Consider the following 24,220-nt stretch of genomic DNA (forward strand, 5'->3'; position numbering starts at 1 on the left):
GAGCTTGCCAGACCTCTCCGACAAAGTGGGAGGGAGGTATCAACGGACGCCGCCCCGGATGATCCTGCGACGTCTGGTTTCTGACATGCCGGAATCCGACAGAGGTGAGGTCTCCTGGGGACGACCGCGGGCTGTTGCACTGGGGGAAGCCGGTGGGAGGAGGAGTCGTGGACAACCCCGGGGTGTCAGTACGGCGGCGGGTGCGGGTGTGGTTCGGCGAGCATGTGATCGCGGACTACTGCGCCGAGCCGTTGCTGGCGGAGCGGTATGCGAAGGCGATGGCGCGGCGGTTTGCGGGGCTTCGGGTGACGAACGAGGCGCTGAACGGGGAGGGACCGAGTTCGCGGCCGTTGCCTGATGAACGGCTTTGGGGGTTGGGGCCGCAGTAGCGGAAGCCTCATGACACCGGGCGTGCCGGCGTTGGGATCAGCCTGCGACCTTTGCCAGTAGGCGGCCGGCTCGGTTGGCCAGGGCGTCTACTGTTTCGGCGAGGCGGGCTACCGGCGGGGACAGCGTGAAGGCCAGTTGGCGGCTTGCGGCTTTGGCCTTGGTGTCGAAGGCGCCGTGGGAGCCGTGGTCGCCGGGGACGGGGTCGTAGAGGTTGTCGGGGCGGCCTTGGGTTTCTGGTTCGTCGACCTGCTGGCTGTTGAAGCCGGTCTTGCCGAGGAAGGCGTCGAGCAGGGGAGCGGCGAGGCGTTCGCCGACGATCGTGTAGACCGTGGGGAACCCGACCCAGAGCTGGCGGCGTCGGTGGTGGGCGGCGTGCCAGATCGCCTCCGCGGCGAGTTCTGGCTGGAAGATCGGCGGGACCGGCTGGGCCTTGCGGTCCAGCTTCGACCGCTGGATGCGGAACTGTGGCGTGTTCACCGCAGGCATCTGAACCTCGGTGATCCGGACCTTGCTTTCGTCGTGCAGCAGTTCACAGCGGATGGAGTCGGTGAAGCCCTGGATCGCGTGCTTCGCACCGCAGTACGCCGACTGCAGTGGGATCCCACGGAACGCGAGTGCCGAACCGATCTGAACGATGACGCCGCGGTCGCGGGGGACCATCCGGTGCAGCGCGGCCCGTGTTCCGTTCACGTAGCCGAGGTAGGTGACCTCCGTGACGCGGCGGAACTCGTCGGGCTCCAGTTCGAGGAACGGCCCGAACACGGTCGCCATCGCGTCGTTGATCCAGACGTCGATCGGGCCGAGCTCCTCCTCGATCCGTGCCGCCGCCTCGTCGACCGCCGTACTGTCGCTGACATCGGCCGGTACGGCGATCGCGCGGCCGCCGGCGAGCTCGACCTCCTTCGCGGCGGCGGTCAGCCCGTCGCTGCCGCGGGCGATCAGCCCGACGTCGTACCCGCGCTCGGCGAACAGCCGCGCGCTCGCTCGCCCGATTCCTGCACTCGCTCCTGTGACCACCACAACGCCCATACCGCGCCCTGTGCCCCTCGACGCGGCATCCGACACCCGGTCTTCGCGCCGTGCGCGATCAGCCCACGCGGCTGGCGCTCACCCCGGACGGTTCACGCCCGATCCAGCACCTCGCGGCTGATGAGGAGAGGTGGTACGGCGTCAGTTCGGTGAACGGAACTCGGAGTCGTCGGTGTCGCCCTCGAGGTCCCAGCCGAGCTCGGCGGCGACGTCTTCGAGCGGAATTGAGGGTCCGCCGGGGTTCTTGAGGCGGTGGCGCAGTACGGAGTAGCTGGAGTCGAAGCCCTCGTCATCGGTGCTGGTCTCGATGAGCGCACGCCAGACTTCGAAGGGGATGACCACACCTTCGGGTTGGCCTGCGTCTCCGAAGATCAACGGGTCGGTGGAGCCGGACCGGAACAGGCTGAGGAGTTGGGCGAGATTCTGCGATGCCGCGGCGGTGGACAGCACCCAGACCGTGCTTCCGTTGGGGAGCAGGTGCTGGGTTTCGTCGGAGTCCATGACCAGTCCATCCAAGTCGTCGAGCCGTCGGTCTCAGAATAGGAGTCCGCGCATCGACGCCGTCCTGGTTGTCCACAGGCCCGTACGACGACCGAAGGCCGGCCCAGGTGGGCCGGCCGGTCGGGGGGAGAGGATTCAGCGGAGGTTGGCGAAGAACTTGCGGAGGTCGGCCACCACCTCGGTGGGGCGCTCCAGCGACGCGAAATGGCCGCCGTCGGGGTAGTTGGTCCAGTGGACGATGTTGGTGTTGTCGCGGTCGGCCAGGGAGCGGATGGTCTTGAAGTCGTCGGCGAAGACGGCGACGCCGGTGGGGGCGTGGTTGAGGGCGGGCTCGGTGCCGGCGTGGGCTTCCTCGTAGTGGTAGCGGCCGGCGGCGGCCGAGGTGTTGGTGAACCAGTAGAGGGAGACCTCGGTGAGGATCTGGTCGCGGCTGACCAGGCTGGTGCCGTTGCCGAAGTTGTTGAAGAGCTCGTTCCAGGCCAGCTGGCCGACCGGCGAGTCGGAGATGCCGACGGCAACGGTCTGCGGGCGGGTGGAGTTGATCGCGTTGTAGCCGCCGACGGACTGGAACCACTGCATGTGCTCCAGCGCCGCGTAGTCCTCCGGGGTGAACTTCTCGAACTCGGTCGGGTCGCCGCTGGGGAACGAGAACAGCTGCAGGACGTGTAGGCCGAGGAAGCCGGGAGGGTTCAGCAGGCCGAGCTCGCGGGAGATCATCGCGCCGCCGTCGGAGCCGTGGGTGCCGTACGAGTCGTAGCCGAGGCGCCGCATCAGCTGGTCGAAGGTCTTGGCGACCCGGGCCATCGTCCAGCCGCGCTCGACCAGCGGGGTGCTGAAGCCGAAGCCGGGGATCGAGGGGACGACGACCGAGAACGCGTCCGACTCCGAACCGCCGTGCGCGACCGGGTCGGTGAGCGGGCCGATCATGTCGAGGAAGTCGACGAACGAGCCCGGGTAGGTGTGCAGGAGCAGTAGCGGGGTCGCGCCCTCGACGGCGGACGGGACGTGCAGGAAGTGAACGGTCTGGCCGTCGATCTCGGTCAGGTAGTGCGGGAACTGGTTCATCCGGGCCTCCTGGGCCCGCCAGTCGAAGCCGTTGCGCCAGTGGTCGACCATCTCGCGCAGGTAGTGGTTCGGGGTGCCGAGGTCCCAGTCGTCGCCGGGGGCGGGCTCGGGGAGGCGCGTGTTGGCGAGGCGGGCCTGCAGGTCGTCCAGGTCGGCCTGGTCGATCTTGACGGTGAAGGACTGGATGCTCTCGTTGTTGGTCATGGCTTCACTGTAGGAGCCGTATAGGCAAGTTGGATTCCTATTTGAGACTATTTACGTGTGCGTGAAACCTCCTCGAGATTGCTGTCCCTGTTGTCGCTCCTGCAGACCCGCCCGGCCTGGACCGGGGCGGAGCTGGCCGGCCGGCTCGACGTCAGTACGAGGACGATCCGGAACGACGTCGACCGGCTGCGCGAGCTCGGGTACCCGATCGACGCGACCCGCGGGCCGGCCGGGCACTACCAGCTCGGCGTCGGGGCGAAGATGCCGCCGCTGCTCCTCGACGACGAGGAGGCCGTCGCGGTCGCCGTCGGCCTGCGGACCGGTGCCGGCGTCAGCGGGATGGAGGAGAGCAGCGGGCGCGCGCTGGCGAAGCTCGAGCAGGTCCTGCCGCACCGGCTCCGCCGGCAGGTCAACGCGATCCACACGACGCTGAGCAAGGGACCGGACAACACCGGGTCGAACGTGCCGGATCCCGAGGTCGACCCGGCCGTCGTCGCGACGATCGCCGCCGCGATCCGGGACGAGCACTACCTGCGTTTCGAGTACGCCGTACCGGATGCCGAGCCCGGGTTCCCGATCCTGGTCGAGCCGTACCGGTTGATGAGCTGGCAGCGGTACTGGTACCTGGTCGCGCGCGACGAGAAAGGGGCCTGGCGCACCTATCGGGTCGACTGGATGGACTTGCGGATGGCAACCGGTCGGAAGTACCAGCCGCGACCGATGCCGAACGACGACTACACCGATTTCGTACTGCGCGACGTGGCAACGACCGGGTGGAAGGTGCACGCCAGGATCACCGTCTTCGCGTCGGCCGACGAGGTGCTGGCCCGGATCCACGCTGCCGTTGGGATCGTGGAGCCGGTCGACGACCACACGTGCGTTCTCGTGACCGGCGCCGAGTCGCTCGAGGTGGTTGCCGTGTACATCGGAATGCTCGGCATCGACTTCCAGGTGACAGCCCCGGAGGCGCTGGTCGAGCATGTGCGGATGATTGGGCAACGGTATCTGCGGGCCGTCACTCCGTAGCGCGGCCGAGGCCGGCGTCGCGGGCGCGGACGATGGCGGTGGGGCGGTCGGCGACGTGGAGCTTGGTGAAGATCGAGGAGACGTTGTTCGCGACGGTCTTCGCGGCCAGGGACAGGCGGGTGGCGATCGCGGAGTTGGACAGACCGGCCGCCAGTAGATCGAGGATCTCGCGCTCGCGGGTGGTCAGCTCGGGGAACGGCGCCTCGGTGGAGGGCGGGGCGGCGAACAGCGCGAGGACGCGGCGGGCGACGCCTGGACCGAAGATCGCTTCGCCGGATGCGACGGCGTGGATGGCGCGGGCGATCTCGTCCTGCTCGGCGCCCTTGACCAGGTAGCCGCGGGCGCCGGCGCGCATGGCAGTGAAGACCGATTCGTCGTCCTCGAACATGGTCAGGACCAGTACGGCGACGCGAGGCGCGGACCGGGCCAGTTCACGGGTCGCGGCGAAGCCGTCGAGGTCGGGCATCTGCAGATCGAGTACGGCGACGTCGGGGTGGTGGGTGAGCACCTCGCGGATCGCCTCACGGCCGGTTGCGGCGACGCCGACGACCTCGATGCCCGGCAGCGACGTGAGCAGGGCGGCGAGACCGGCCCGTACGACGGGATGGTCGTCGGCGAGGACGACGCGGATCGGCGACGGGTCGGTCATCGGTGGTCCGCGGGGAGGTGGTTCGAGGGACTCGCGTCGGAGGCCGGATCGGGGTGGCGGCGGGTCGGGGGAACACCGGCGGGAAGGCTGGTGGGGGCTCCGTCGGGGTGTTCCGGGGGACGTGGGGGCTGGTCGTGTTCGAGGTGGTCCGGGGTGCGCGGAGTCGGGGCGACACCGGCGAGGCCGAGCGGGAGGGATGCACTCACTCGGCCGCCGTACGGGGTGGGGCCTGCCTCGACCTGGCCGCCTAGTTCGGTGGCTCGGGCGTGCATCGTTTGCAGGCCGACGCCCCGCGTCCACGGGCCCGCGGGTGGGCCGTCGTCTTGGATCTCCAGCTCCAAGGCGGAGCCGCAGCGGACGGTGAGGTGGGCGGTGGTCGCGTGCGAGTGGCGTACGACGTTCGTGAGCGCTTCGGTGGCGATCCGGTACGCCGCGACCTCGAGCGCGGCGGGGAGTGGGGGGAGGCCGTCCGCGTCGACGTGGACGCGGATGGCTGCGCCGTCGGCTCGCCAGGAGAGCTGGTCGGCTCGTTGGCGGAGCGCTCCGGCCAGGCCGAGTTCGTCCAGGGCCGGCGGGCGGAGATCGTCGACCAGGCGGCGGATGTCGGCGATCGCGGTGCGCGTGTCCGTGCGGAGGTTGCGGAGGAGTTCCGAGGCTCGGGCCGGGTCGGCGGTGACGAGGTTCGCGGCCGCGTCGGCGGTGAAGGCCACGCCGGTGAGGGCCGGGCCGAGGCCGTCGTGCAGGTCGCGGCGGAGTCGGCGGCGTTCTTCCTCGCGGGCGGCGACGAGTTGCTCGCGGGAGGTCTGGAGCTCCTCGGACAGGCGGGTCGCGTGGACGGCGACGGCGAGCGGTACGGCGACCAGGGCAAGGACGTTGCGGTCGGCAACGGAGAGGCCGGACTCGCCGGGGCGGAGGCCGACGACCAGCGCGCCGACCGAGGTGCCGCCGTAGGAGAGGTCGACGGTCGCGACCGGTCCTGCCCAAGGGGCCGGTCCGGCCGAGGCAACCGGTCCGGCCGAGGCAGCGGGTCGGGTCGAGGCGGCGGGTGGGGGCGCGGCGACCGGTCCGGCCGAGGCGGTGGGCCCGGCAAAGGCGACGGGCCCGGAATCGGGCGACAACGTCGTGGTGCCGGTGGTGAGGGCGACGTACGGCAGACGGAGCGCCGAACCGATGGCGGCGGCCACGGTGTCGAGGCCGGCGGTGGGGTCGGTGGTGAGTTCGGCGGCGATCCGTGTGGCGACCCGCGCCGGGTCGCGGCGGTCGCCGTACATGGCGCGGTCGACCAGGCGTTGGAGGCGCGGCAGGACCGGCGCGATCAGGAGCGCTACGACGACGGTCAGCGCAGCCGACCGGCCGAACTGGGAAGCAACAAGGGTGTCGGTGAGCGCGACCAGTGCAACGTAAGTGCCGATGGCAACCAGTGAGAGCAGGCCCCAGGCCACTGCGCGAGAAACGACGAGGCGGATGTCGAGGAGCTGGTGCCGGACGATCGCGACCGCCACGGCGACCGGGACCAGTGGGATCGCGAACAGGACGAACACCGGCGTTCCGGCGACCAGCGACCACGGGATCATCAGCGAGAGTGCGATGACCGCTGCCAGGAGCAACCACAGGAGTTGCCGACGGCCCGTTTCGGTGGCGCGTCGATACCGGATCATCAGGCAGGTGATCGCCAGGAGGAAGGCGACCAGACCGCGGACCTCGGTGATGGTCCAGAGTGGCTGCAGGGCGTCGTACGACGGCAGCGCCAGACAGCCGGTCGGACCACCCTCGAACGGCGCTCCGCCGCCCGCGCCCATCTCCAGGGCGAACAGGGGTGACGTCAGCACGATCGCCCAGGCGACCGGTCGCCAGCGCGGCGAGAGCAGGTGCCCGTCGGGGAACAGCAGGAGGGCGAGCGGGAGGAACAGGCCGATCGACCACGGCCAGGCCCATTCGGCCGCCGTCATCACGCCGCGCTGCAGTCCGATCGGCGCCGAAATGTCGTGCAGCTGCCGCACCAACGGTGCGCCGGCCGCGGTGGTCGCGTGGCCGATCCCGTCGGCGAGGAACAGCCAGCCGATCGGGTTGGCCGGCCGGTGCCAGGCGATGACCGCTCCGCAGGTCGCGAACGCGAAGCCCATCAGCGCGTTGGTCACCACGAACGCGTCGAGCGCCTCCGCCCAGGACCAGCCCACGAGCACGGTGAGGACGACCGCGGCGATCACTTCCGCCACGGCGAAGGATCCCAGTCCCGCCGCGAGCCGACGGCGTCCCGGCCGCGTCGATCCAGCCGCCGACCGAAGCTCCGGCGGCGAGGATCCAACCGCCGACCGAGGCTCCGGCGGCGAGGATCCAACCGCCGACCGAGGCTCCGGCAGCGTTGATCCAGCCGCCGGTCGCCGGCGTACGAGCCACCCCGCCCTCGTCATGGCCTCAGTGTGCGCCCGGAGGGCTCCCGGCGTCCCGGGATCGCGCTCCCGGAGTTTCCGGGCGATCTCCCGGCCGGCGGTGATCGCGCTCTGCGGCGCGGGGAGCCTTCCGGCGCCAAGGTGGTGGCAACCGATGAAGGGGGAGAGCGAGATGAGTCGTACGTTTCGAGGAGGACTGGTGGTCCTCGGAGTGCTGTCGGTCGTGGACCTGGCCGGTCCGCTGGCCACCGACGGAGAGCACCCGCCGATGGAGATCGCGCTGATCGGGGCTGCTCTCGGCCTGCTGAGCCTGATCCTGGTGGTGCTGGCGTGGCGGGGCAAGCGGCGGGCGGTGGTGCCGTTGATCGCGCTGCGGGTGTTGTCGGCGGTAACGGCTCTGCCGGCGTTCTTCGTCGGCGACGTGCCGGCGATCGCGGTACTGCTGGCCGGGGTGCTCGTGGCGCTGACGGCGCTGGGGGTGGCGCTGGTCCTCGTACCGGCCCGCCAGTTGGCCGGTGCGCGATGACGGCGACGGTCGGCGCACGAACGCCGGAGAGTACGACGTCCGGGCGGTGGTCGAGCTGGGGGATCGCGCTGCTGTTGCCGGTCGGGCCGGCGGCGGTCGCCGTACTGCGGTACGTGCTGCCGTACGACACGGTGGACGACAGCTCGACGATGGTGCGCAAGGCGATCGCCGAGCCGGGCAGGGCGTCGCTGGTGCTGTGGTTGGGGTTCGTCGCGGTGCTGACGTTGGTGCCCGCGGTGTACGCGGTCGGCCGGATGACGCGGTCGCGGGCACCACAGCTGACGGCGGCGGCGATGCTGCTGCTGATTCCGGGGTACCTGGCGCTCGGGTGGCTGGCCGCCGGCGATCAGGTGCTGTGGCTGGGGCCGAAGGCGGGCCTGGCCGCGGATCAGGTGACCAGGCTGTACGACGCGGCGCATCCGACCACGGAGATCGCCGAAGTGGTCTTCGTGCTGGGGCACGTCGTCGGGACGATCCTGCTGGGGATCGCGCTGTGGCGGTCGCAGGTGGTGGCGCGCTGGGCGGCCGTGGCCGTGATCGTCTCGCAGCCGATCCACATCGTGGCGGCGGTCGTCGTACCGAACCACACGCTCGACCTGGTCGGGTGGGGTCTGCAGGCCGTCGGGTTCGCCGCGGTGGGGTGGGCGATCCTGCGACCTAGAGCCCGTTCTGTTTGAGGAACGCGACGGTCCGGGCCATTGAGGTGGGCCAGGCCGGGCCGAAGGCGTGTTCTTCGCCGGGATAGGTGTACATGGAGGCCTTGGCGCCAGCCTTCTTGAGGGCGGCCAAGGTCTTCGTGGACCAGGCGATCGGGCAGGTCGAGTCCGCGGTGCCGTGGTGGATGAGGACGGGGTCCTTGGCCTGGGCGAAGAAGTTGACGGGGGAGACGTTGCGCCAGAACGTGGGGTTGGCGGCGGGGGTGCCATGGGCGCGGGTGATGGCGGCGGCCGTGGCGGTGTCGGAGCGGGTCCAGCGGTTGAAGTTGTCGACGGTGTCGGAGCTGACGGGGGCGAAGACGACGGCGGCCTTGACCAGGCCGGGCTGGGCGACCAGGACGTTGTACGTGACGCCGCCGCCCATCGAGCGGCCGAGCATGCCGATGCGGGCGGGGTCGACGTACTCCGACGTGCGCAGGGCGAGGACCGCGTTGATGGCGTCCTCGGTGTAGCCGAGGCGGAGGTTGACCTCGGACGACGGATCCTTGGACGACTGCGCGTGGTTGCGGTAGTCAGTGTGCAGTACGACGTACCCGCGGCGCGCGAGGTAGTCCTGCTCGCGCATCAGACCGCGGCCGTTGGTGTAGATCGACAGGTCGATGTGGCCGTGGTTCAGGACCAGCGCGGGGTGCGGGCCGGGCGTCGACGGGACGTTGAGGATGCCGGAGATCGTCAGCGACCCGCTGGGGTAGGTGACGAAGTACCGCGTGTACGCCGGGTTGCGGGCCAGCACGCGGCCGATCCGCAGCGGGCCGCCGGTGAACTTCTTCGCCGCCAGCGCCTGCAACGACACCGGATCAGGCGCCGCCGAAGGAGCCGGCGTTGACGGCGGCACCGAAGACGGAGGGACGGATGACGGAGCAGGTGTGGAGCTGACCGCCGTACCGGGACTCGACGCAGGGGATGCCGCGTCGTCCGTCGTGCAGGCGACCGCGGCCGTCATCCCGAGCGCGGCGATCCCCGCCCACGTCATCCGCCGGTTCATGTCCCCAGTCTGGCGCCCGGGACCGAAACCCGTCCGAAAATCCCTGCAACGATCAGAGCGGCCGGCCCGGTCAGGGCCGGGCCGGCCGCTCGCACGAGGACCGCGCCCCGGTCCTCGATGGTTGTCCGGCGATCCGGGACCGGCCTGGGGCAGAGGCGGCCGGTCCCGGGTGCCCTACCGCCGGACGGTGAGCTGAGCCGTGAGGTGGCCCAGCGTCAGTGGGTAGGTCCCGGCCGCGGGACTACGGAAGGTGAACGCCACCCACGCGTCGCGACCGGTACGCAGCGATACCGTCCGGGTGGCAACCACAGCGCCGTTCAGCATGAGAGCGGCGGAGTAGCTTCCGTCGGCCTCGCCCACGTTCTTCAGGTACGCCGTGACGGTGACCCGCTGCCCGGCGCGCACGTGATGCGGGGTGACCGACAGGTCGCTCAGCGCCCACTGCGCCTCAGGCCCCGCGGCCAGGTCGTGCACGAACACGTCGGAGCGGTGGTTCGTGTCGTCGCCGACCAGGTTCGTCGAGGTGCTCTGGAAGGACACGTACCGCCCGTTCCCGCTGAGATGCGGCAGCTCGGACCGTCCGTCGCCCTGGACGCCGAGCGGCCCGCCCGACACCAGCGTCGTGGTCTTCGCGGCGAGGTCGCGGACGAAGATGTCCGGCTTGCCGTTGGTGTCGCCGGCCACCAGGTTCGTCGCGTCGCTGTAGAACGCGACCTTCGAACCGTCCGCGCTCGGCGACGCCGCGAAGGACCAGTCGTTGCCCTCGGCCCCTGTGTCGGCGGTGGTCGCCCGCTCGGCCACCCCGGTGCGCAGGTCGTACACGTAGATGTGGTTGGCCCACGACGGCGCGCTGCGGTTCTCGAAGACCACCTTGGTGCCGTCGGCGCTGATCAGCGGCGACGAGTACTCCCCGTCCAACCCCGGTACGGCGATCAGCCGCGTCGTCCCGGCCTGGCGGTCGCGGACGAACAGGTCGCGCTGGAACTCGACGTCGTCCCCGGCGAGGTTGCTCGCGTCGCTGACGAACGCGACGTACCGGGCGTCGGCGCTGATCGACTGCTCCCGCGAGCCGCCGTTGCCGCCGGTCCCGTCCGGCGCGACCGAGACGCGCTCGGTGACACCGGTCCGCAGGTCGCGGACGAACACGTCGGTCTGCTCGTTCGTGTCACCGGCGACCAGGTCGCTCGCGTCGCTGTTGAAGGTGACGACGTTGCCGTCGGCACTGAAGGACGGCGGGCCGGACAGCCCGTTGCCCGGAGCACCCGAAGGCGTGACCGAGAGCAGTCGGGTCGTCCCGGTGACCCGGTCGTGGACGAACGTGTCGGTCTGGCCGTTGGTGTCTCCGGCAACGAGGTTCGACGCGCCGCTGTTGAAGCCGACGTACCGGCCGTCGGTGCTGAGCGTCGGCGAGAGCGAGAAGCTGTTGCCCTGCTCACCGGTCGACGACACCGAGACCCGCTCGACGGCGCCGGTCCGGCGGTCGGTGACGAAGATGTCCAGGTCGTTGTTGGTGTCGTTCGCGACCAGGTTGGACGACGCGGTGGCGTACGCGACGACGCTGCCGTCCGCGTTCAGTTCCGGCCACCAGATGTCGGAGTTGCCCTGGGCGCCGTCCGCCGAGACCGACGGGCGTTCGGTCGGGAAGGGCTTCGGCAGTGCGAGGTCCAGCCGACCCTGAGTCCGTACGGCGACTGCCGCCGGCGTCGTCCGGGAGATCCCCGGCGCGTTCGCGACCACCTGGTAGCTGCCCTCGGGCACGTCGCGGATCGTGTAGCGCCCGTCCCGACCGGTCGTCGCGACCAGCTTGTCGGGCACGTCCTGGACCTCGACCGTCGCTCCGGGCACGGTGCTGCGGGTGGGGCTGTAGGTCACCTTGCCGGTGATCGTGCCCCAGCGGGTCCGGTCGAGCTCGATCCGTACGTCGGTCAGCCGGTCGGCCCGGACCTTCGCGGCCGCGGTCGTGCTCCGGTAACCGAAGCGCGACAGCGTGATCGTGTAGTTGCCCGGTGCAACCCGCAGCTCGAAGTTGCCCGCGGCATCCGTGGTCACCTTGCGGCCGTTCGGCAGCGCGACGGTCACGCCCGCCAGCACCTTGCCGGACCGGTCGTCCTTGACCACGCCGTGAATGCCGCTGCGCAGCCCGGCCTCGGTCACGGCGGCGAACGCGTCGATCCGGCCGAGGCCGACCCGGTCGTTCGGGATCGCGCCGTACCGGGTGTCGCTGACCGCCGTACCGGCGAGGATGCCGAGCGCCTCGTCGACCGTCAGGTCGGGACGGGCCTGCAGCATCAGGGCGACCGTGCCGGAGACGTGCGGAGTCGCCATCGACGTACCGCTCAGCTCGCCGTACGAACCGTTGGGCAGCGTCGAGTAGACGTCGACACCCGGCGCGGAGATGTCCGGTACGACGAACGACGCGGGCCACTCGCCGGGGGCGTCGATCCAGTCGGTGCGCTGGACGGTACCGCCGCACGACCAGTCCGGGACGTCGTCGTTCGCGTCGGTCGCGCCGACGCTGACCGACTCGTAGATGTTGCCGGGACTGGAGGAACCGCCGGGCAGGCACTCGTTGCCGATCGCGAACGCCGGGAAGACGCCGGCCCGGTAGATGTTGCGGACGGGCTCGATCATCTCGTCCTCGAAGCCCTCGGCGCCCAGCGACATGCTGACCACGTCGGCCGGCTCACCGGCCGGCTTGCCGTCGGCGTCGTACGGCGCGATCGCCCACTCCATGCCGGCGATCACCTGGGCCAGCGAGCCGGAGCCGTTCGGGATGACCAGGCCGGCCATCAGTTCGGCGCCGGGGGCGACGCCGATCTTGACGCCGGAGGAGTTGCCGCCGGCAATCGTTCCGGCGACGTGCGTGCCGTGGTAGCTGCTGTCGTGGGGCTGCGAGTGGATCGGCTCACCGCCGCTGCCGAACTCCAGCCAGCCGCCGGGGTGCTCGGGGTCGGACTGGTCGGTGCTGACCAGTTTGCCGGCCAGGTCGGGGTGGGTGATGTCGATCCCGGTGTCCAGGATCGCGACCCGGACGCCGTCCCCGGTCAGGCCGCGCTCGGTCTGGACCCGGTCGGCGCCGATCTTGGCCAGACCCCACGTCGAGTCGTCGGTCTGCGCCTTCGCCACCGGCTTGTCGTCGGGAGCGGTGAACTCGAAGTTCGGGATGATCCGGTCGACCAGCGCGTTGGTCGCCAACGTCTGGAGCGTCTGCGGGGTGGCGCGAACGAGCACCATGTTCTTCAGCCAGAACGTGCTCACCACCTCGTCGCCCAGAGCCCGGACGGTGTCGAGCACGGGCTGCTGGGTCCGGTCGGCCTGCGCCTGCAGTTGCGCCGGAACCTGGGCCGGGTCGGCAGGGGAGACCGGCGAGGCCAGCACGACAGCTGCTTCGACACGGCCGTCGACGGACCGGTGCTTGGCGCTGTCGAGCAGCGAGGGATCGATCTTGCCGCGGACCCGCTCGGCCTGGCCGCCGGCGGCCGGGGCAGTCATCGACGTCCCCAGGGGCAGGCCCGGCGAGGTGGCGCCGGCCAGGGTCGGTGAGATCAGCAGGGGGACGGCGAGCAGGGCCGACGCGGCGAGGCGGCGACGGGCTGGGAACGGCATGGGGGCTCCTCGGTGCCCGGCGCACGGCGACAGCGGGCCGCGGGAAGTCCGCGGTCCGTGCGGGTGCGACCGGACGGTCGGGCGATCACAGATCGGGCGGAACGGGTGGGACACGAGCTACGAAGTGGACGGTTCAGCGCGGTGGGTCGGACGGGACCGGGTCGGCACTGAACCGGTTCGAGAACATTGGCATCGGAACTATGCACTGACAAGCTGTTCCGGCGACGACTTCCGGTCAGGTGACGGGTTTACGACAGGGATGGGGCAGGCGTGCTGGAGACGATCGGGCTGGGGCCGGCCGACGAGGAGATCTACCACGCGTTGGTCCGGCGGTCCCGGGCGACGGTGCCCGAACTGGTGGCCGACACCGGGACGACGACCACCGCCGTACGCCGGTCGCTGACGCTGCTGGTCGACCTCGGCCTGGCCTCCCGGCCGCCGGGACGGCCGGCGCGGTACGTCGCCGGCTCGCCCGACAGCGCGCTGGAGTCGATCCTGCGCAGGCGGGAGGGCGAGCTGCACGAGGTCCGCGGGCACGTCCGGACGCTGATGGAGATGTACCGGGCCGGCTCGCGCTTCAACCACCCGGGCGAGCTGGTCGAGGTGATCTCCGGCCGCGACGAGGTGAACCACCGCTGGGTCGAGATGCAGCGCAACACGCGGACCGAGATGCGCGGGTTCGACCGTCCGCCGTACGCCGCTCCGCAGGCTCACACCGAGTCGAACCCGGTCGAGCTCGACCTGCTGCGCCGCGGCGTCAAGTACCGGGTGATCTACGACCGGTCGGTGCTCGAGCTGCCCGGGTGGCTGGCCGACGTGACGCGCGGGATGAAGCACGGCGAGCAGGCGCGGATCGCGCCGGACCTGCCGATGAAGCTGGGCATCTCCGACGACCGGCTGGCGATCATCCCGCTGCTGCGCACCGGGGACGACGCGGTCACCGCGTCGTACCTGATCCACCCCTCGCCGCTGCTCGACGCGCTGGTCGCGCTCTTCGACCTGGCCTGGGAGCGGAGCGTGCCGGTGCGGTTGAGCGCGCTCGAGGACGAGACGAGCGAAGAGACGCTGTCGGCGGAGGAGGTCAAGCTGCTCACGCTGCTGGCGTCCGGCGCGACCGACAAGGCCGCGAGCCGGGCTCTCGGGTGGAGCGAGCGCACGGTCCAGCGGCACGTGATGCGGTTGTCGCAACGCGTCGGCGCCCAGACGCGCTTCCAGCTGGCGATGGAAGCGACCCGTCGCGACTGGATCTAGCTGAGCCAGCTCAGGCTCGAGGCCGTGTCCACGGTCGGCTTGTACTCGGCCGCGACGACGCCCTGGTAGCCGGCCAGCTTCAACGCGTCCAAGGCCTCCACGATCGGCAGCGCCCCCGAGCCCGGCTCGCCCCGGCCGGGGGAGTCGGCCAGCTGGACGTGCGCGAGATCGGCGCCGACCGCGGAGGCGGTGGCGACCAGGTCCACACCGTTGCTCCCGAGGTGGAACGTGTCGAACAGCAGCGACAGGTTCGGCACGTCCTTCAGCGGCCCGTCCAGCAGCTCCAGCACATCGGTTGCCGTCAGCAACGGATACCGCCCGTTCAGTCCGGCGGTGAGCGGCTCGATCAGCACCGTCCCGCCGAACCCGGCGACGGCTGAGGCGGTCGATCGGATCGCCTCGACAGCGCAGGCCTGCTGCTCGGCGGCGGACCAGCGATCGTCGAGCTGCCCGTACAGCAGGTTGAACAGTCGGCACCCGGTCCGCTCCGCGATCTCGACCATCTGCGCGATGTTCGCCGCGAGCTCTTCCTGCCGGTCCGGGTGCGAGGCGACGCCGCGCTCGCCGCCGGGAATGTCGCCGCCGTAGAAGTTCAGCGCGCTGAGCGTGACGCCGGCCGACTTCAGCGCGGTCACCAGCAGGTCGACCTCGGCCGGTGACGCGGTCGGTCCGGGGAACGGCCACCACGACTCGACCAGGCGGAACCCGCGCCGCGCGGCCGCGGCGTACCGGTCCAGGTACGGCAGCTCGGTGAAGAGCATCGACACGTTGGCGCTGACCTCGAAGCCGCGGAAATCCATGCGAAAAGGCTAGCACCAGCTCTTGCCACTCATGCAATCTTGTCTAACAATCTTCCCGACAGCCCATCCCAGGAGGAGCCGCCGCATGCGCACCGATCCTGACCAAGCACCACTCAGCGCCACGAGGAGTCCGGACTGGCCGGAGCGGGCCACCCGCTGGGCGCAGATCACGCTGGCCGAGGACGACCCGCTGCACTTCGACGTCGACTTCTGGCTCGACCTGATGCGCGACAGCCGGTCGAACGCGACCTGCATCAGCGCCGGCGGCTACGTCGCCTACTACCCGACCCAGCTCGAGTACCACTACCGCAGCCAGTTCCTCGGCGACACCGATCCGTTCGGTGCGCTCGTCGACGGCGCGCGGGAGCTCGGCATGAGCGTGATGGCCCGGGTCGACCCGCACGCGATCCACGCCGACGCCGCCGCGGCGCACCCCGAGTGGCTGGCCCGCGACAGCGACGGCAACGCGCTCGAGCACTGGGCGCACCCGGACATCTGGCTGACGTGCGCCTTTACCGGCTACCACCGCGAGTTCATCACCGAGGTGGCGCGCGAGATCGTCCGCGAGTACGACGTCGACGCGATCTTCGCGAACCGCTGGGAGGGCTACTACGGCATCTCCTACAGCGAGGCGGCCCGCAAGTCGTTCCGCGACGAGACCGGGCTGGAGCTGCCGGCCGGTGAGTACCAGGAGAACTGGACGGAGTACGTCGGTTGGCGCCGCCGGCAACTCAGCACGCTGGTCGGCATCTGGGACCAGGCGGTCCGCGACCTCCGTCCGCACGCCCGCTTCATCCCCAACCTCGGCGCGCTGGCCGCCCGCGACCTGGATCGCGCGCTGGTCGAGAAGCACTACCCGATCTTCTTCATCGACAAGCAGGGCCGCTCCGGCATCGAGGCGCCCTGGGCGGCCGGCCGCAACGGCAAGCGCAACCGCGGCGTCTTCCCCGATCGCCCGGTCCGGCTGATCACGTCGGTCGGTCCCGAGCACCACCAGTACCGCTGGAAGGACTCGGTCGCGCCGGCCGAGGAGGTGAAGACCTGGATCGTCGACGGCTTCGCCCAAGGCGCGCTGCCGTGGTTCACCAAGTTCAACGCGAGCATCCCCGACCACCGCTGGGTCCCGCCGATCGTCGAGGCGTTCACCCTGCACGCCAAGGTCGAGCCGGTGCTCAAGGATCTCCGCATCACCGCCGAGGTCGCGCTGCTCGACCCGACCCGCGCCGGGCAACTCCGTACGCCGGACGGCCTCGGCCACGAGGACGGCTTCTACCAGGCGCTGGTCGAGGCCCGGGTGCCGTTCGAGTTCATCTCCGACCAGGAGCTGACGCCGGACAGGCTCGCGCCGTACAAGGTGATCGTGCTCGCGAACGCCGAGCAGCTCGGCGACGACCAGCTCACCCAGCTGGAGGCCTACGTCGCAGCCGGCGGCTCGCTCATCGCGGCGTACCAGACCTCCTTGTACGACGAGCAGGGCCGCGCTCGTGACGACTTCGGTCTCGCCGACGTGCTCGGTGTGCACCTCGAGACCCCAGCCCGTCCGGTGAAGAACAACTACATCGCGCTCACCGGCGAGCACCGGCTCAACCGGGGCTACGAGGGAACGACCCGGATCATCGGCGGCACCCACATCCTGGGGGTCGAGGCCGTTGGCGACGCGCAGGTCCCGTTCCGGTTCATCCCCGACTTCCCGGACCTGCCGATGGAGGAGGTCTACCCGCGCGAGGCCCCGGACAAGCCCGCGGTGGTCTGCCGCGAGCACGCCGGCGGTGGGCGGACCGTGTACTTCCCGTTCAACCTCGGCGCGATCTTCTGGGAGGCGCTGCAGAGCGACCACGGGCGGCTCGTCGCGAACGCGGTGTCGTGGGCCCTGGGCAAGGACCCCCAGGTCACCGTCGAGGGTGCTGGCCTGGTCGACGTCGCGGTCCACCGCGGCTCCGACGAGGTGGCCGTTGCCCTGGTCAACCTCACCAACCCGATGGCGATGCGCGGCCCGATCCGCGAAACGTTGCCGTTGCCTCCGCAGACCGTGTCGGTCGCCGTACCGGGCACCACGGTCAAGGCCCGGCTGCTGGTCGCGGAGGTCGACGTCGAGGCGACGGTCGAGAACGGCCGGGCGGTGGTGACGATCCCGACCGCGGGCCTGCTGGAGATCGTGCACCTGGACTGGAGGTCGTGATGCGGATCGGTTTCGTCGGGCTCGGCGTGATGGGGACGCCGATGGCGGCCAACCTCGCGAAGGCGGGACACGAGTTGTTCCTGTACCGGGGTCGTGAAGGCCTCGACGGAACGCACTGCACGTCCGCGGCGGAGGCGGCGGCCGAGGCCGAGGTGGTGATCCTGATGCTGCCGGACACCCCCGACGTCGAGAACGCGCTGTTCGGCCCGGAAGGGGTTGCCGAGGGCATCAAGCCCGGCACGCTGGTGATCGACATGAGCTCGATCTCGCCGACGGCGACCAAGGAGTTCGCCCAGCGGCTGAAGGGCTGCGACTACCTCGACGCTCCGGTCTCCGGCGGTGAGGTCGGCGCGCAGCAGGCGACGCTGACGATCCTGGTCGGGGGCGAGCCCGACGTCTTCGACCGGGCGAAGCCGCTGTTCGAGACGCTCGGCAAGAACATCACGCTGATCGGCGGGACCGGCGCCGGCCAGACCGCGAAGGTGGCCAACCAGATCGTCGTCGGGCTGACCATCGAGGCGGTCGCCGAGGCGTTGCTGTTCGCCGAGAAGGCCGGCGCCGACCCGGCCGTCGTCCGGGAAGCACTGATGGGCGGATTCGCCCAGTCGCGGATCCTCGAGCTGCACGGTGAGCGGATGGTCCAGCAGACCTTCGATCCCGGCTTCCGGATCCGGTTGCACCGCAAGGATCTGGCGCTGGCGATCCGGGCGGCGGCCGAGCTCGATCTCGCGCTGCCGAACACCGCCGCGACGCAGCAGTTGATGAACGCCGCGATCGCCGACGGCGACGGCGAGCTGGATCATTCGGCGCTCTACAGGACGCTGAGGCGGCATCCGTGAGCCGGCTCTGGTGGCAGGACCCGTTCCGGATGTTCCAGACCAACCTGCGCGAGATCGACGCCGGTCTGGACGTCGAGGAGGTGCTGGACCACCTGGTGGAGTTCGGCGCCGACACCTGGCTGCTGAGCGTCGGCGGCATCCTGTCGAACTACCCGACCGACCTCGACTTCCAGACCCGCAACCCGTACCTGTCCCAGCGTGCTTCGGGCGACCTCGTCGGCGACGCGGTCAAGGCGGCCGGGCGGCGCGGGATCCGCGTGATGGGCCGGATGGACTTCTCCAAGATCGACCACCGGCGGGCCGAGCAGCACCCGGACTGGTGCTTCGTCGACGCGGCCGGCGACCCGCAGGTCTACAACGGACTGACCAGCGTCTGCCCGAGCGGCGACTACTACCAGGTCAAGCTGTTCGACGTACTCGACGAGGTCCTCGACCGGTATCCCGTCGACGGCTTCTTCTGCAACTGGATGTCGTTCAACGAGGTCGACTACAGCCGGGTGTACCGCGGCGTCTGCCACTGCCTGGCCTGCATGAGCCGGTACGCCGAGTACGCGCCGGGCGAGAGCCTGCCCGAGGGCAAGGAGTCGCCCGGGTACGAGACCTGGCAGCGGTTCGCCCGGGAAATCCTCGCGGACCTGACCGGCCGGATCCGCGACCACCTCGCGCGCCGTCGTCCCGAGGCGCCGCTCGTGCTGGGCGATCGCGCCGACATCGTCTTCCACGAGGCGAACAACGCCGTCGGCCGGCCGCTGTGGCACCACCGGACCAGCGAGGCCGTGAGCTCCGCGAAGAGCTTCCGCCCGACGGTCCCGGTGCTGACGAACTCGGTCGCCTTCGTCGACATGCCGTACCGGTTGGCCGGCGAGGAGCCGCACCACTTCGCGCAGTACCTGGTGCAGGCCATCGCGCGCGGCGCCAACCCGTCGACGTACATCATGGGCACGCCGAAGGACAACCCGTACGAGTGCCTGACGGTGGCGGGGGAGTTGACGCGGTTCCACCGCGATCACCACGACGTCTACCGCGAGCTCGTGCCCGCCGCCCGGACGTTGCTGGTGCGGCCGGACCAGTTCAAGTCCGGCGCGACGCGGGAGTTCCAGGGGCTCTATCTCGCGTTGCTGCAACGCCACGTGCCGTTCGACGTCCTGCCGGAGGAGCGACTCGGCGACATCGAGCTCAGCCGGTACGACGTGGTGGTGCTGCCCGATCTCGGGCCGCTCGGTGACGCGGCGGCGCTCGACCGGTACTGCGCCTCCGGCGGTGCAGTGGTTGCTACGGGCAACAGTGGGGTCGTGGCCGACGAGATCCAGCTGGAATGCCTCCCGGCGCAGAGGCGCATGGCGAGTCACGACACGGAGGAAGCTGTCCGGTCGCTGCATCTGCGGACCGAGTACGGCGTCGTGCCGGTGGTCGGGGCGTTCGACCTGGTCGAGCCGTCGCCGCACGCCGAGATCGGGCAGAAAGCGCTGTCTCGGGCGCCGTACGGGCCGCCGGAGAAGTGCTACGGGCATCTCGAGCTGGAGCACCCGGGACGCCTGCGGGCGTCGTACGGGGAAGGTCGCGCGGTGATGCTGCCGTGGACGGTCGGGCGTGCGTACCGCGAGGTCGGGCTCAGCGCCTACCGCGAGCTGGTGGTCGACGAAGTGCTGTGGGCGGGTGGGCAGCAGGTCGAGACCGGGCTGCCGGAGCAGGTCGAGATCGTCGTGGGCCGGTCGGCGGCGGGGCGGCTGATCCATCTGCTGAACCGGTCGGGGGACGCCGATCAGAGGTTCGCCGAGCCGCTGACGATCGGGCCGAGCTGGATCCGGCTGCCCGACGCGGACCAGGTCGAGCTGCTGCGCGCCGGCGTCCGCCTGCCGGTCGTGGACGGACGGGTCGAGCTCCCCGCACTCGGGCTCTTCGAGGCCCTGGTCTTTTGACAAATTGTCAAACAAGTGTGCATGACCTCTTGACCGTCATGTGTCGGAAACAAACAATGAAGCCACCCTGAGGAAACGGGAGACCGTGATGACCGGACTGGATCGGCGAGGGTTTCTGAAGCTCGCCCTGGGGACGACGGCAGCGAGCGTGTCCGTGGCGGCCGTGGCCGGCTGCGGCGGCAGCGGCGGCGGCGCCGAGAGCGGCGGCAAGACGACGCTGCGCTACGCCTGGTGGGGCAACAACGTCCGCCAGCAGAACTACACCAAGGCGCTGCAGCAGTTCAGCTCCGCCAACAGCGACATCGGCATCGAGCCGGAGTTCGCCGAGTACAGCGCGTTCCAGGAGCGGATGACCACGCAGATCGCGGCCCGCGACGTGCCGGACATCTTCTGGATCGCCTCACCGCAGGTGATGACGTACGCCAAGAGCAAGCTGTACCGCAAGCTCGACGACGTCCCGACGCTGAACTGGGGCGACTACAGCAAGGAAGACCTGGAGGGCTTCAAGCTCAACGGCGAGCTGAACACGCTGCCGTTCGGGATCTTCGTTCCGGTGATCCGCTACAACGAGACCGTCGCCAAGGCCGACGGCGTCAAGCTGCCGGCTGACGGCGCGGGCTGGAACTGGGACGCGCTCTCCGAGCTGCTCATCACGTACAGCAAGAACAACCCCGGCAAGCGCAAAGGCACGCCGTACGCGCCGGACCACGACCTCACCTTCGAGGCCTGGCTGCGGCAGCGCGGCGAGCAGCTGTGGACCGAGGACGGCCAGGTCGGCTTCACCGCGGACGGTCTGGGCAGCTGGCTGGAATGGTGGGAGAAGCTCCGCAAGGCCGGGGCCGCGCTCTCGCTCAGCGAGCAGGAGGGCATGGGCCCGGACTGGGCGCAGGTCGGCAAGAAGGTCCTGGTGAACTTCGGCAACTCCAACCACATCATCGACGACGCCAAGATGTTCCCGCAGGAGAAGTTCCGGCTGCGCGCGATGCCGGCCGACGCCACGGCCGTGGCCGGGCACAAGTACCTGTACTTCCCGCGGATGGCGATCTACCAGCGCATCGACGACGACAAGCTCGAGGCCGCCGGCAAGGTGCTCGACTACAACGTCAACAACCCCGAGATGCTGAAGACGGTCCGGCTGACGATGGGCGCGCCGACCAACCCGAAGGTCGCCGAGCAGGCGGTCGCGTTCGCCAGCCCGGACGAGAAGGAGATGCTCGCGGTGGTCGCCACCGAGCGGGCCGCGCAGCGCAAGCCGCGGTACGAGGCGCCTCCGGGATCGAGCACCTGGCGGACCACGATGGCCCGGATCTGCGAGGAGATCGCGCTGGGCAAGCGCAGCGTCTCCGACGGCTCGGCGAAGCTGATCGAGGAGATCGCGGCCGGCATCAAGCGAGCGCAATGACCATGCTGACCGACCGCGAGCAGGCGGTCGAGCAACCACCGGAGCCGCAGCGCAAGCGGCCGGCCTTCCACCTCAACCGGCAGGGCCGGGCCGCGCACGTCTTCCTGATCCCGTGGCAGCTCGGGTTCCTGCTGATCACCGCGGTGCCGCTGTTCGCCTCGCTCTACCTGGCCTTCACCGACTACGACATCCTCAACCCACCGGAGTGGTCCGGGCTGGAGAACTTCCGCCGGATGGTGCACGACGACCAGTTCTGGGCGTCGGTCAAGGTCACGCTCGTGTACGTCGTGGTGTCGGTCCCGCTGCAGCTCGGCTTCGCGTTGCTGCTGGCCCTGATTCTCGATCGCGGGCTGAGCGGTCTGGCCTTCTACCGCAGCGCGTTCTACCTGCCGTCGTTGCTCGGGACCAGCGTCGCGGTCGCGATCCTGTGGCGGGAGATCTTCGGCGACGCCGGGCTGATCAACAAGGGCCTGGCGCTGATCGGGATCGACGGCGAGAGCTGGCTGCAGAACCCGAGGACCGCGCTGGCGACGCTGATCATCCTGAACGTGTGGACGTTCGGCTCGCCGATGGTGATCTTCCTGGCCGGGCTGCGGCAGATCCCCGACGAGCTCTACGAGGCGGCGAAGGTGGACGGCGCCGGCGTGTGGCGCCAGTTCACCCACGTCACCGTGCCGCTGCTGACACCGATCATCTTCTTCAACCTGATCCTGCAGACGATCGGCGCGTTCCAGACCTTCACCCAGGCGCACATCATCAGCGGCGGGACCGGAGGACCGGCGAACTCGACGCTGTTCTACACGCTGTACGTGTACCAGCAGGGATTCGTTGCCTTCGACATGGGCTACGCGTCGGCGCTGGCCTGGGTGCTGATGGCCGTGATCGGCCTGGTCACCGCGCTGCACTTCGTCGCGTCCAAGTACTGGGTCTTCTACGGAGACAACTGATGACCGCCACCACGATCTCGGCCCCACCGCTGCGACAGCGCCGGGTCAGGTCCGCCCTCAAGCACACCGGACTGCTGATCTTCGTCGCGCTCATGATCTACCCGCTGGTCTGGATGGTGGTCAGCGCGTTCAAGCCGGCCGACCAGATCCTGACCGATCCCGGGCTGATCCCGAAGGACCTGACGCTGGACAACTTCAAGGACGGCTGGCACGCGCTGAACCGGCCGTTCTCGGTGTTCTTCCTGAACTCGCTGCTGGTCACGATCGGCTCGATCGTCGGCAACCTGTTCAGCTGCTCGCTGACGGCGTACGCGCTGGCCCGGCTGCAGTTCCGGATGCGCAAGGTGTACTTCGCGATCACGCTGGCCTCGGTGATGCTGCCGTTCCACGTGCTCGTGATCCCGCAGTACATCTTCTTCTCCCAGTTCGACCTGGTGAACACCTACTGGCCGCTGCTGATCCCGAAGTTCCTGGCCACCGACGCGTTCTTCGTGTTCCTGATGGTGCAGTTCATCCGGACGCTGCCGCGCGAGCTCGACCGGGCCGCGTGGATCGACGGCGCCGGGCCGTTCCTGACCTTCTGGTACGTCGTGCTGCCGCTGATGCGGCCGGCCCTGGTGACCACGACGATCTTCACCTTCATCTGGACCTGGAACGACTTCTTCGTGCCGCTGATCTACCTGACCCGGACGCAGGTGTTCACGGTGCCGGTGGCGCTGAACTCGATGGTCGACTCCGAGACGCAGAGCGGCGTGGGCATGCTGTTCGCGATGTCGCTGCTCTCGTTGCTGCCGATCCTGGTCTTCTTCGCCTTCGCCCAGAAGTACCTGATCCGTGGCATCGCGACGACGGGACTCAAATGATCGTTGTCGTAGGCAAACAGCGCGACGACCTGATGGAGGTTGCCGCGGGCACCGAGCTCGTGTTCGTCGACAGCTGGGACGGCGTCCCGCTGGAGTCGGTCGAAGCGGTGATCGGGCGGATTCCGCCCGACCTGCTGGTGAAGGCGCCGAACCTGCGCTGGGTGCACAGCCCGGCGGCGGGCGTCGACGCGGAGCTGTCGCCGGAGATGCTGGCCTCGGACGTCGTCCTGACGTCGTCGGTCGGCAACGGCGCGATCCCGCTCGCGGAGCACTCGATGCTGCTCATGCTGATGCTCAACCGGGAGGTGCCGCGCTGGGTGAAAGCACAGGCCGAGCACCGCTGGGAGCGCTTCACCCATGGGGAACTGGCCGGCCTGACGCTCGGGATCTACGGACTTGGTCATTCGGGCCTCGACCTCGCCCGGAAGGCCGAGGCGTTCCACATGCGCGTGATCGGCGTCCGGCGACGCGTCGGCGAACCTTCGCCGTACGTCGAGCAGGTGTCCTTCGAGCAGCTGCTGCAGGAGTCGGACTTCATCGTGGTGACGGCACCCCGGACACCGGAGACGGCGGGTCGGTTCGGCGCCGCCGAGTTCGCGCGGATGAAGGCGTCGGCGTACTTCGTCTGCATCTCGCGCGGCGGGATCGCGGACGACGACGCGCTGCTGGCCGCCTTGCGCACCGGGCAGATCGCGGGCGCCGGGCTGGACGCGCACGGGATCGAGCCGCTGCCGCCGGAGAGCGCGTTCTGGGATCTCCCGAACGTCATCGTCACGCCGCACAACGGCGCGACCAGTACGGGAACCGCCCGGCGTGGCGAGGAGATCGTGCGGGAGAACCTGCGACGCTTCCTGTCAGGGCAGGAACTGGTGAACGTGGTCGACAAGCTCGCGGGCTACTAGGGGTTGGATGGCCAGTACACTTGCCTGACCA

20 protein-coding genes are annotated in these 24,220 nt (G+C 69.9%); 12 read left to right on the forward strand and 8 right to left on the reverse strand.

What is annotated here, in order from left to right:
• Positions 1–167 precede the first annotated feature (167 nt).
• The gene (locus ABD235_RS36830) at positions 168–389 is read left to right on the forward strand and encodes a hypothetical protein (protein ID WP_344182796.1); all 222 of its coding nucleotides are present in this window, start codon (positions 168–170) and stop codon (positions 387–389) included.
• A 37-nt stretch (positions 390–426) separates the two neighbouring features.
• Here the strand turns inward: ABD235_RS36830 and ABD235_RS36835 are convergent, their stop codons facing one another.
• From ABD235_RS36835 to ABD235_RS36845, 3 genes are all read right to left on the reverse strand, one after another.
• A complete protein-coding gene (locus tag ABD235_RS36835) occupies positions 427–1,419 on the reverse strand; it encodes an SDR family oxidoreductase (RefSeq protein ID WP_344182797.1) in 993 nt (330 codons plus the stop codon).
• Between the two features lie 141 nt (positions 1,420–1,560).
• Entirely contained in the window at positions 1,561–1,920 is a 360-nt protein-coding gene (locus ABD235_RS36840; protein ID WP_344182799.1) for a hypothetical protein, read from the reverse strand.
• Between the two features lie 135 nt (positions 1,921–2,055).
• Positions 2,056–3,189, reverse strand: coding sequence for an epoxide hydrolase family protein (locus ABD235_RS36845; protein WP_344182801.1), 1,134 nt, complete (start codon positions 3,187–3,189; stop codon positions 2,056–2,058).
• Between the two features lie 57 nt (positions 3,190–3,246).
• On the opposite strand from ABD235_RS36845, the gene ABD235_RS36850 reads away from it, so the two are divergent.
• Positions 3,247–4,215, forward strand: coding sequence for a helix-turn-helix transcriptional regulator (locus ABD235_RS36850; RefSeq protein WP_344182803.1), 969 nt, complete (start codon positions 3,247–3,249; stop codon positions 4,213–4,215).
• Here the strand turns inward: ABD235_RS36850 and ABD235_RS36855 are convergent.
• Both ABD235_RS36855 and ABD235_RS36860 read right to left on the reverse strand, forming a co-directional pair.
• Positions 4,205–4,864 carry a response regulator gene (locus ABD235_RS36855; RefSeq protein WP_344182804.1) on the reverse strand — a complete coding sequence of 220 codons (660 nt, stop codon included), beginning with the start codon at positions 4,862–4,864 and terminating at the stop codon, positions 4,205–4,207. The genes ABD235_RS36850 and ABD235_RS36855 overlap by 11 nt on opposite strands.
• Positions 4,861–7,080 (reverse strand): sensor histidine kinase, encoded by a 2,220-nt coding sequence (locus tag ABD235_RS36860; RefSeq protein ID WP_344182806.1) that lies wholly within the window; start codon positions 7,078–7,080, stop codon positions 4,861–4,863. The genes ABD235_RS36855 and ABD235_RS36860 overlap by 4 nt, the downstream gene beginning before the upstream one ends.
• A gap of 346 nt (positions 7,081–7,426) precedes the next feature.
• Between ABD235_RS36860 and ABD235_RS36865 the strand changes: the two genes are divergently transcribed.
• A complete protein-coding gene (locus ABD235_RS36865) occupies positions 7,427–7,780 on the forward strand; it encodes a hypothetical protein (RefSeq protein WP_344182808.1) in 354 nt (117 codons plus the stop codon).
• On the forward strand, positions 7,777–8,457 hold the full coding sequence (locus tag ABD235_RS36870) for a hypothetical protein (protein WP_344182809.1): 681 nt from the start codon (positions 7,777–7,779) through the stop codon (positions 8,455–8,457). Before ABD235_RS36865 ends, ABD235_RS36870 begins: the two co-directional genes overlap by 4 nt.
• On the opposite strand, the gene ABD235_RS36875 is transcribed toward ABD235_RS36870, so the two are convergent.
• Together ABD235_RS36875 and ABD235_RS36880 are read right to left on the reverse strand one after the other, a co-directional pair.
• A complete protein-coding gene (locus tag ABD235_RS36875) occupies positions 8,438–9,481 on the reverse strand; it encodes an alpha/beta hydrolase family protein (protein WP_344182811.1) in 1,044 nt (347 codons plus the stop codon). The genes ABD235_RS36870 and ABD235_RS36875 overlap by 20 nt on opposite strands.
• Positions 9,482–9,655: 174 nt before the next feature.
• A complete protein-coding gene (locus ABD235_RS36880; RefSeq protein WP_344182813.1) occupies positions 9,656–13,087 on the reverse strand; it encodes a S8 family serine peptidase in 3,432 nt (1,143 codons plus the stop codon).
• Positions 13,088–13,357: 270 nt separating this feature from the next.
• Between ABD235_RS36880 and ABD235_RS36885 the strand changes: the two genes are divergently transcribed.
• A complete protein-coding gene (locus ABD235_RS36885) occupies positions 13,358–14,338 on the forward strand; it encodes a helix-turn-helix transcriptional regulator (RefSeq protein WP_344182815.1) in 981 nt (326 codons plus the stop codon).
• Here the strand turns inward: ABD235_RS36885 and ABD235_RS36890 are convergent.
• Entirely contained in the window at positions 14,335–15,138 is an 804-nt protein-coding gene (locus ABD235_RS36890) for a hydroxypyruvate isomerase family protein (protein WP_344182817.1), read from the reverse strand. The two genes, ABD235_RS36885 and ABD235_RS36890, sit on opposite strands and share 4 nt — an antisense overlap.
• A gap of 85 nt (positions 15,139–15,223) precedes the next feature.
• Here ABD235_RS36890 and ABD235_RS36895 point away from each other — a divergent pair, with 85 nt between their 5' ends.
• From ABD235_RS36895 to ABD235_RS36925, 7 genes are all read left to right on the forward strand, one after another.
• On the forward strand, positions 15,224–17,317 hold the full coding sequence (locus tag ABD235_RS36895) for a family 10 glycosylhydrolase (RefSeq protein WP_344182819.1): 2,094 nt from the start codon (positions 15,224–15,226) through the stop codon (positions 17,315–17,317).
• Positions 17,317–18,156, forward strand: a complete 840-nt coding sequence (locus ABD235_RS36900) for a 2-hydroxy-3-oxopropionate reductase (protein ID WP_425553222.1) — start codon at positions 17,317–17,319, stop codon at positions 18,154–18,156. Before ABD235_RS36895 ends, ABD235_RS36900 begins: the two co-directional genes overlap by 1 nt.
• Positions 18,153–20,075: an alpha-amylase family protein gene (locus ABD235_RS36905; RefSeq protein ID WP_344182822.1), complete on the forward strand. Its 1,923-nt coding sequence runs from the start codon at positions 18,153–18,155 to the stop codon at positions 20,073–20,075. Before ABD235_RS36900 ends, ABD235_RS36905 begins: the two co-directional genes overlap by 4 nt.
• 88 nt (positions 20,076–20,163) lie before the next feature.
• Positions 20,164–21,477 (forward strand): ABC transporter substrate-binding protein, encoded by a 1,314-nt coding sequence (locus ABD235_RS36910; protein WP_344182824.1) that lies wholly within the window; start codon positions 20,164–20,166, stop codon positions 21,475–21,477.
• Positions 21,478–21,479: 2 nt separating this feature from the next.
• Positions 21,480–22,424: a carbohydrate ABC transporter permease gene (locus ABD235_RS36915; RefSeq protein ID WP_344183426.1), complete on the forward strand. Its 945-nt coding sequence runs from the start codon at positions 21,480–21,482 to the stop codon at positions 22,422–22,424.
• A complete protein-coding gene (locus ABD235_RS36920; RefSeq protein WP_344182826.1) occupies positions 22,424–23,287 on the forward strand; it encodes a carbohydrate ABC transporter permease in 864 nt (287 codons plus the stop codon). Before ABD235_RS36915 ends, ABD235_RS36920 begins: the two co-directional genes overlap by 1 nt.
• A complete protein-coding gene (locus ABD235_RS36925) occupies positions 23,284–24,189 on the forward strand; it encodes a D-2-hydroxyacid dehydrogenase (RefSeq protein ID WP_344182828.1) in 906 nt (301 codons plus the stop codon). The genes ABD235_RS36920 and ABD235_RS36925 overlap by 4 nt, the downstream gene beginning before the upstream one ends.
• Positions 24,190–24,220 lie beyond the last annotated feature (31 nt).

It is taken from the genome of Kribbella lupini, assembly GCF_039529595.1.
GTDB lineage: Bacteria > Actinomycetota > Actinomycetes > Propionibacteriales > Kribbellaceae > Kribbella > Kribbella lupini.

Excerpts from the sequence above, each read along its gene's own strand:
- ABD235_RS36870 (WP_344182809.1), top strand. The coding sequence starts at position 7,777 with ATGACGGCGACGGTCGGCGCACGAACGCCGGAGAGTACGACGTCCGGG.
- ABD235_RS36890 (WP_344182817.1), bottom strand. The coding sequence starts at position 15,138 with ATGGATTTCCGCGGCTTCGAGGTCAGCGCCAACGTGTCGATGCTCTTC.
- ABD235_RS36840 (WP_344182799.1), bottom strand. The coding sequence starts at position 1,920 with ATGGACTCCGACGAAACCCAGCACCTGCTCCCCAACGGAAGCACGGTC.
- ABD235_RS36835 (WP_344182797.1), bottom strand. The coding sequence starts at position 1,419 with ATGGGCGTTGTGGTGGTCACAGGAGCGAGTGCAGGAATCGGGCGAGCG.
- ABD235_RS36875 (WP_344182811.1), bottom strand. The coding sequence starts at position 9,481 with ATGAACCGGCGGATGACGTGGGCGGGGATCGCCGCGCTCGGGATGACG.
- ABD235_RS36925 (WP_344182828.1), top strand. The coding sequence starts at position 23,284 with ATGATCGTTGTCGTAGGCAAACAGCGCGACGACCTGATGGAGGTTGCC.
- ABD235_RS36900 (WP_425553222.1), top strand. The coding sequence starts at position 17,317 with ATGCGGATCGGTTTCGTCGGGCTCGGCGTGATGGGGACGCCGATGGCG.
- ABD235_RS36880 (WP_344182813.1), bottom strand. The coding sequence starts at position 13,087 with ATGCCGTTCCCAGCCCGTCGCCGCCTCGCCGCGTCGGCCCTGCTCGCC.
- ABD235_RS36865 (WP_344182808.1), top strand. The coding sequence starts at position 7,427 with ATGAGTCGTACGTTTCGAGGAGGACTGGTGGTCCTCGGAGTGCTGTCG.
- ABD235_RS36855 (WP_344182804.1), bottom strand. The coding sequence starts at position 4,864 with ATGACCGACCCGTCGCCGATCCGCGTCGTCCTCGCCGACGACCATCCC.
- ABD235_RS36895 (WP_344182819.1), top strand. The coding sequence starts at position 15,224 with ATGCGCACCGATCCTGACCAAGCACCACTCAGCGCCACGAGGAGTCCG.
- ABD235_RS36920 (WP_344182826.1), top strand. The coding sequence starts at position 22,424 with ATGACCGCCACCACGATCTCGGCCCCACCGCTGCGACAGCGCCGGGTC.
- ABD235_RS36845 (WP_344182801.1), bottom strand. The coding sequence starts at position 3,189 with ATGACCAACAACGAGAGCATCCAGTCCTTCACCGTCAAGATCGACCAG.
- ABD235_RS36910 (WP_344182824.1), top strand. The coding sequence starts at position 20,164 with ATGACCGGACTGGATCGGCGAGGGTTTCTGAAGCTCGCCCTGGGGACG.
- ABD235_RS36915 (WP_344183426.1), top strand. The coding sequence starts at position 21,480 with ATGCTGACCGACCGCGAGCAGGCGGTCGAGCAACCACCGGAGCCGCAG.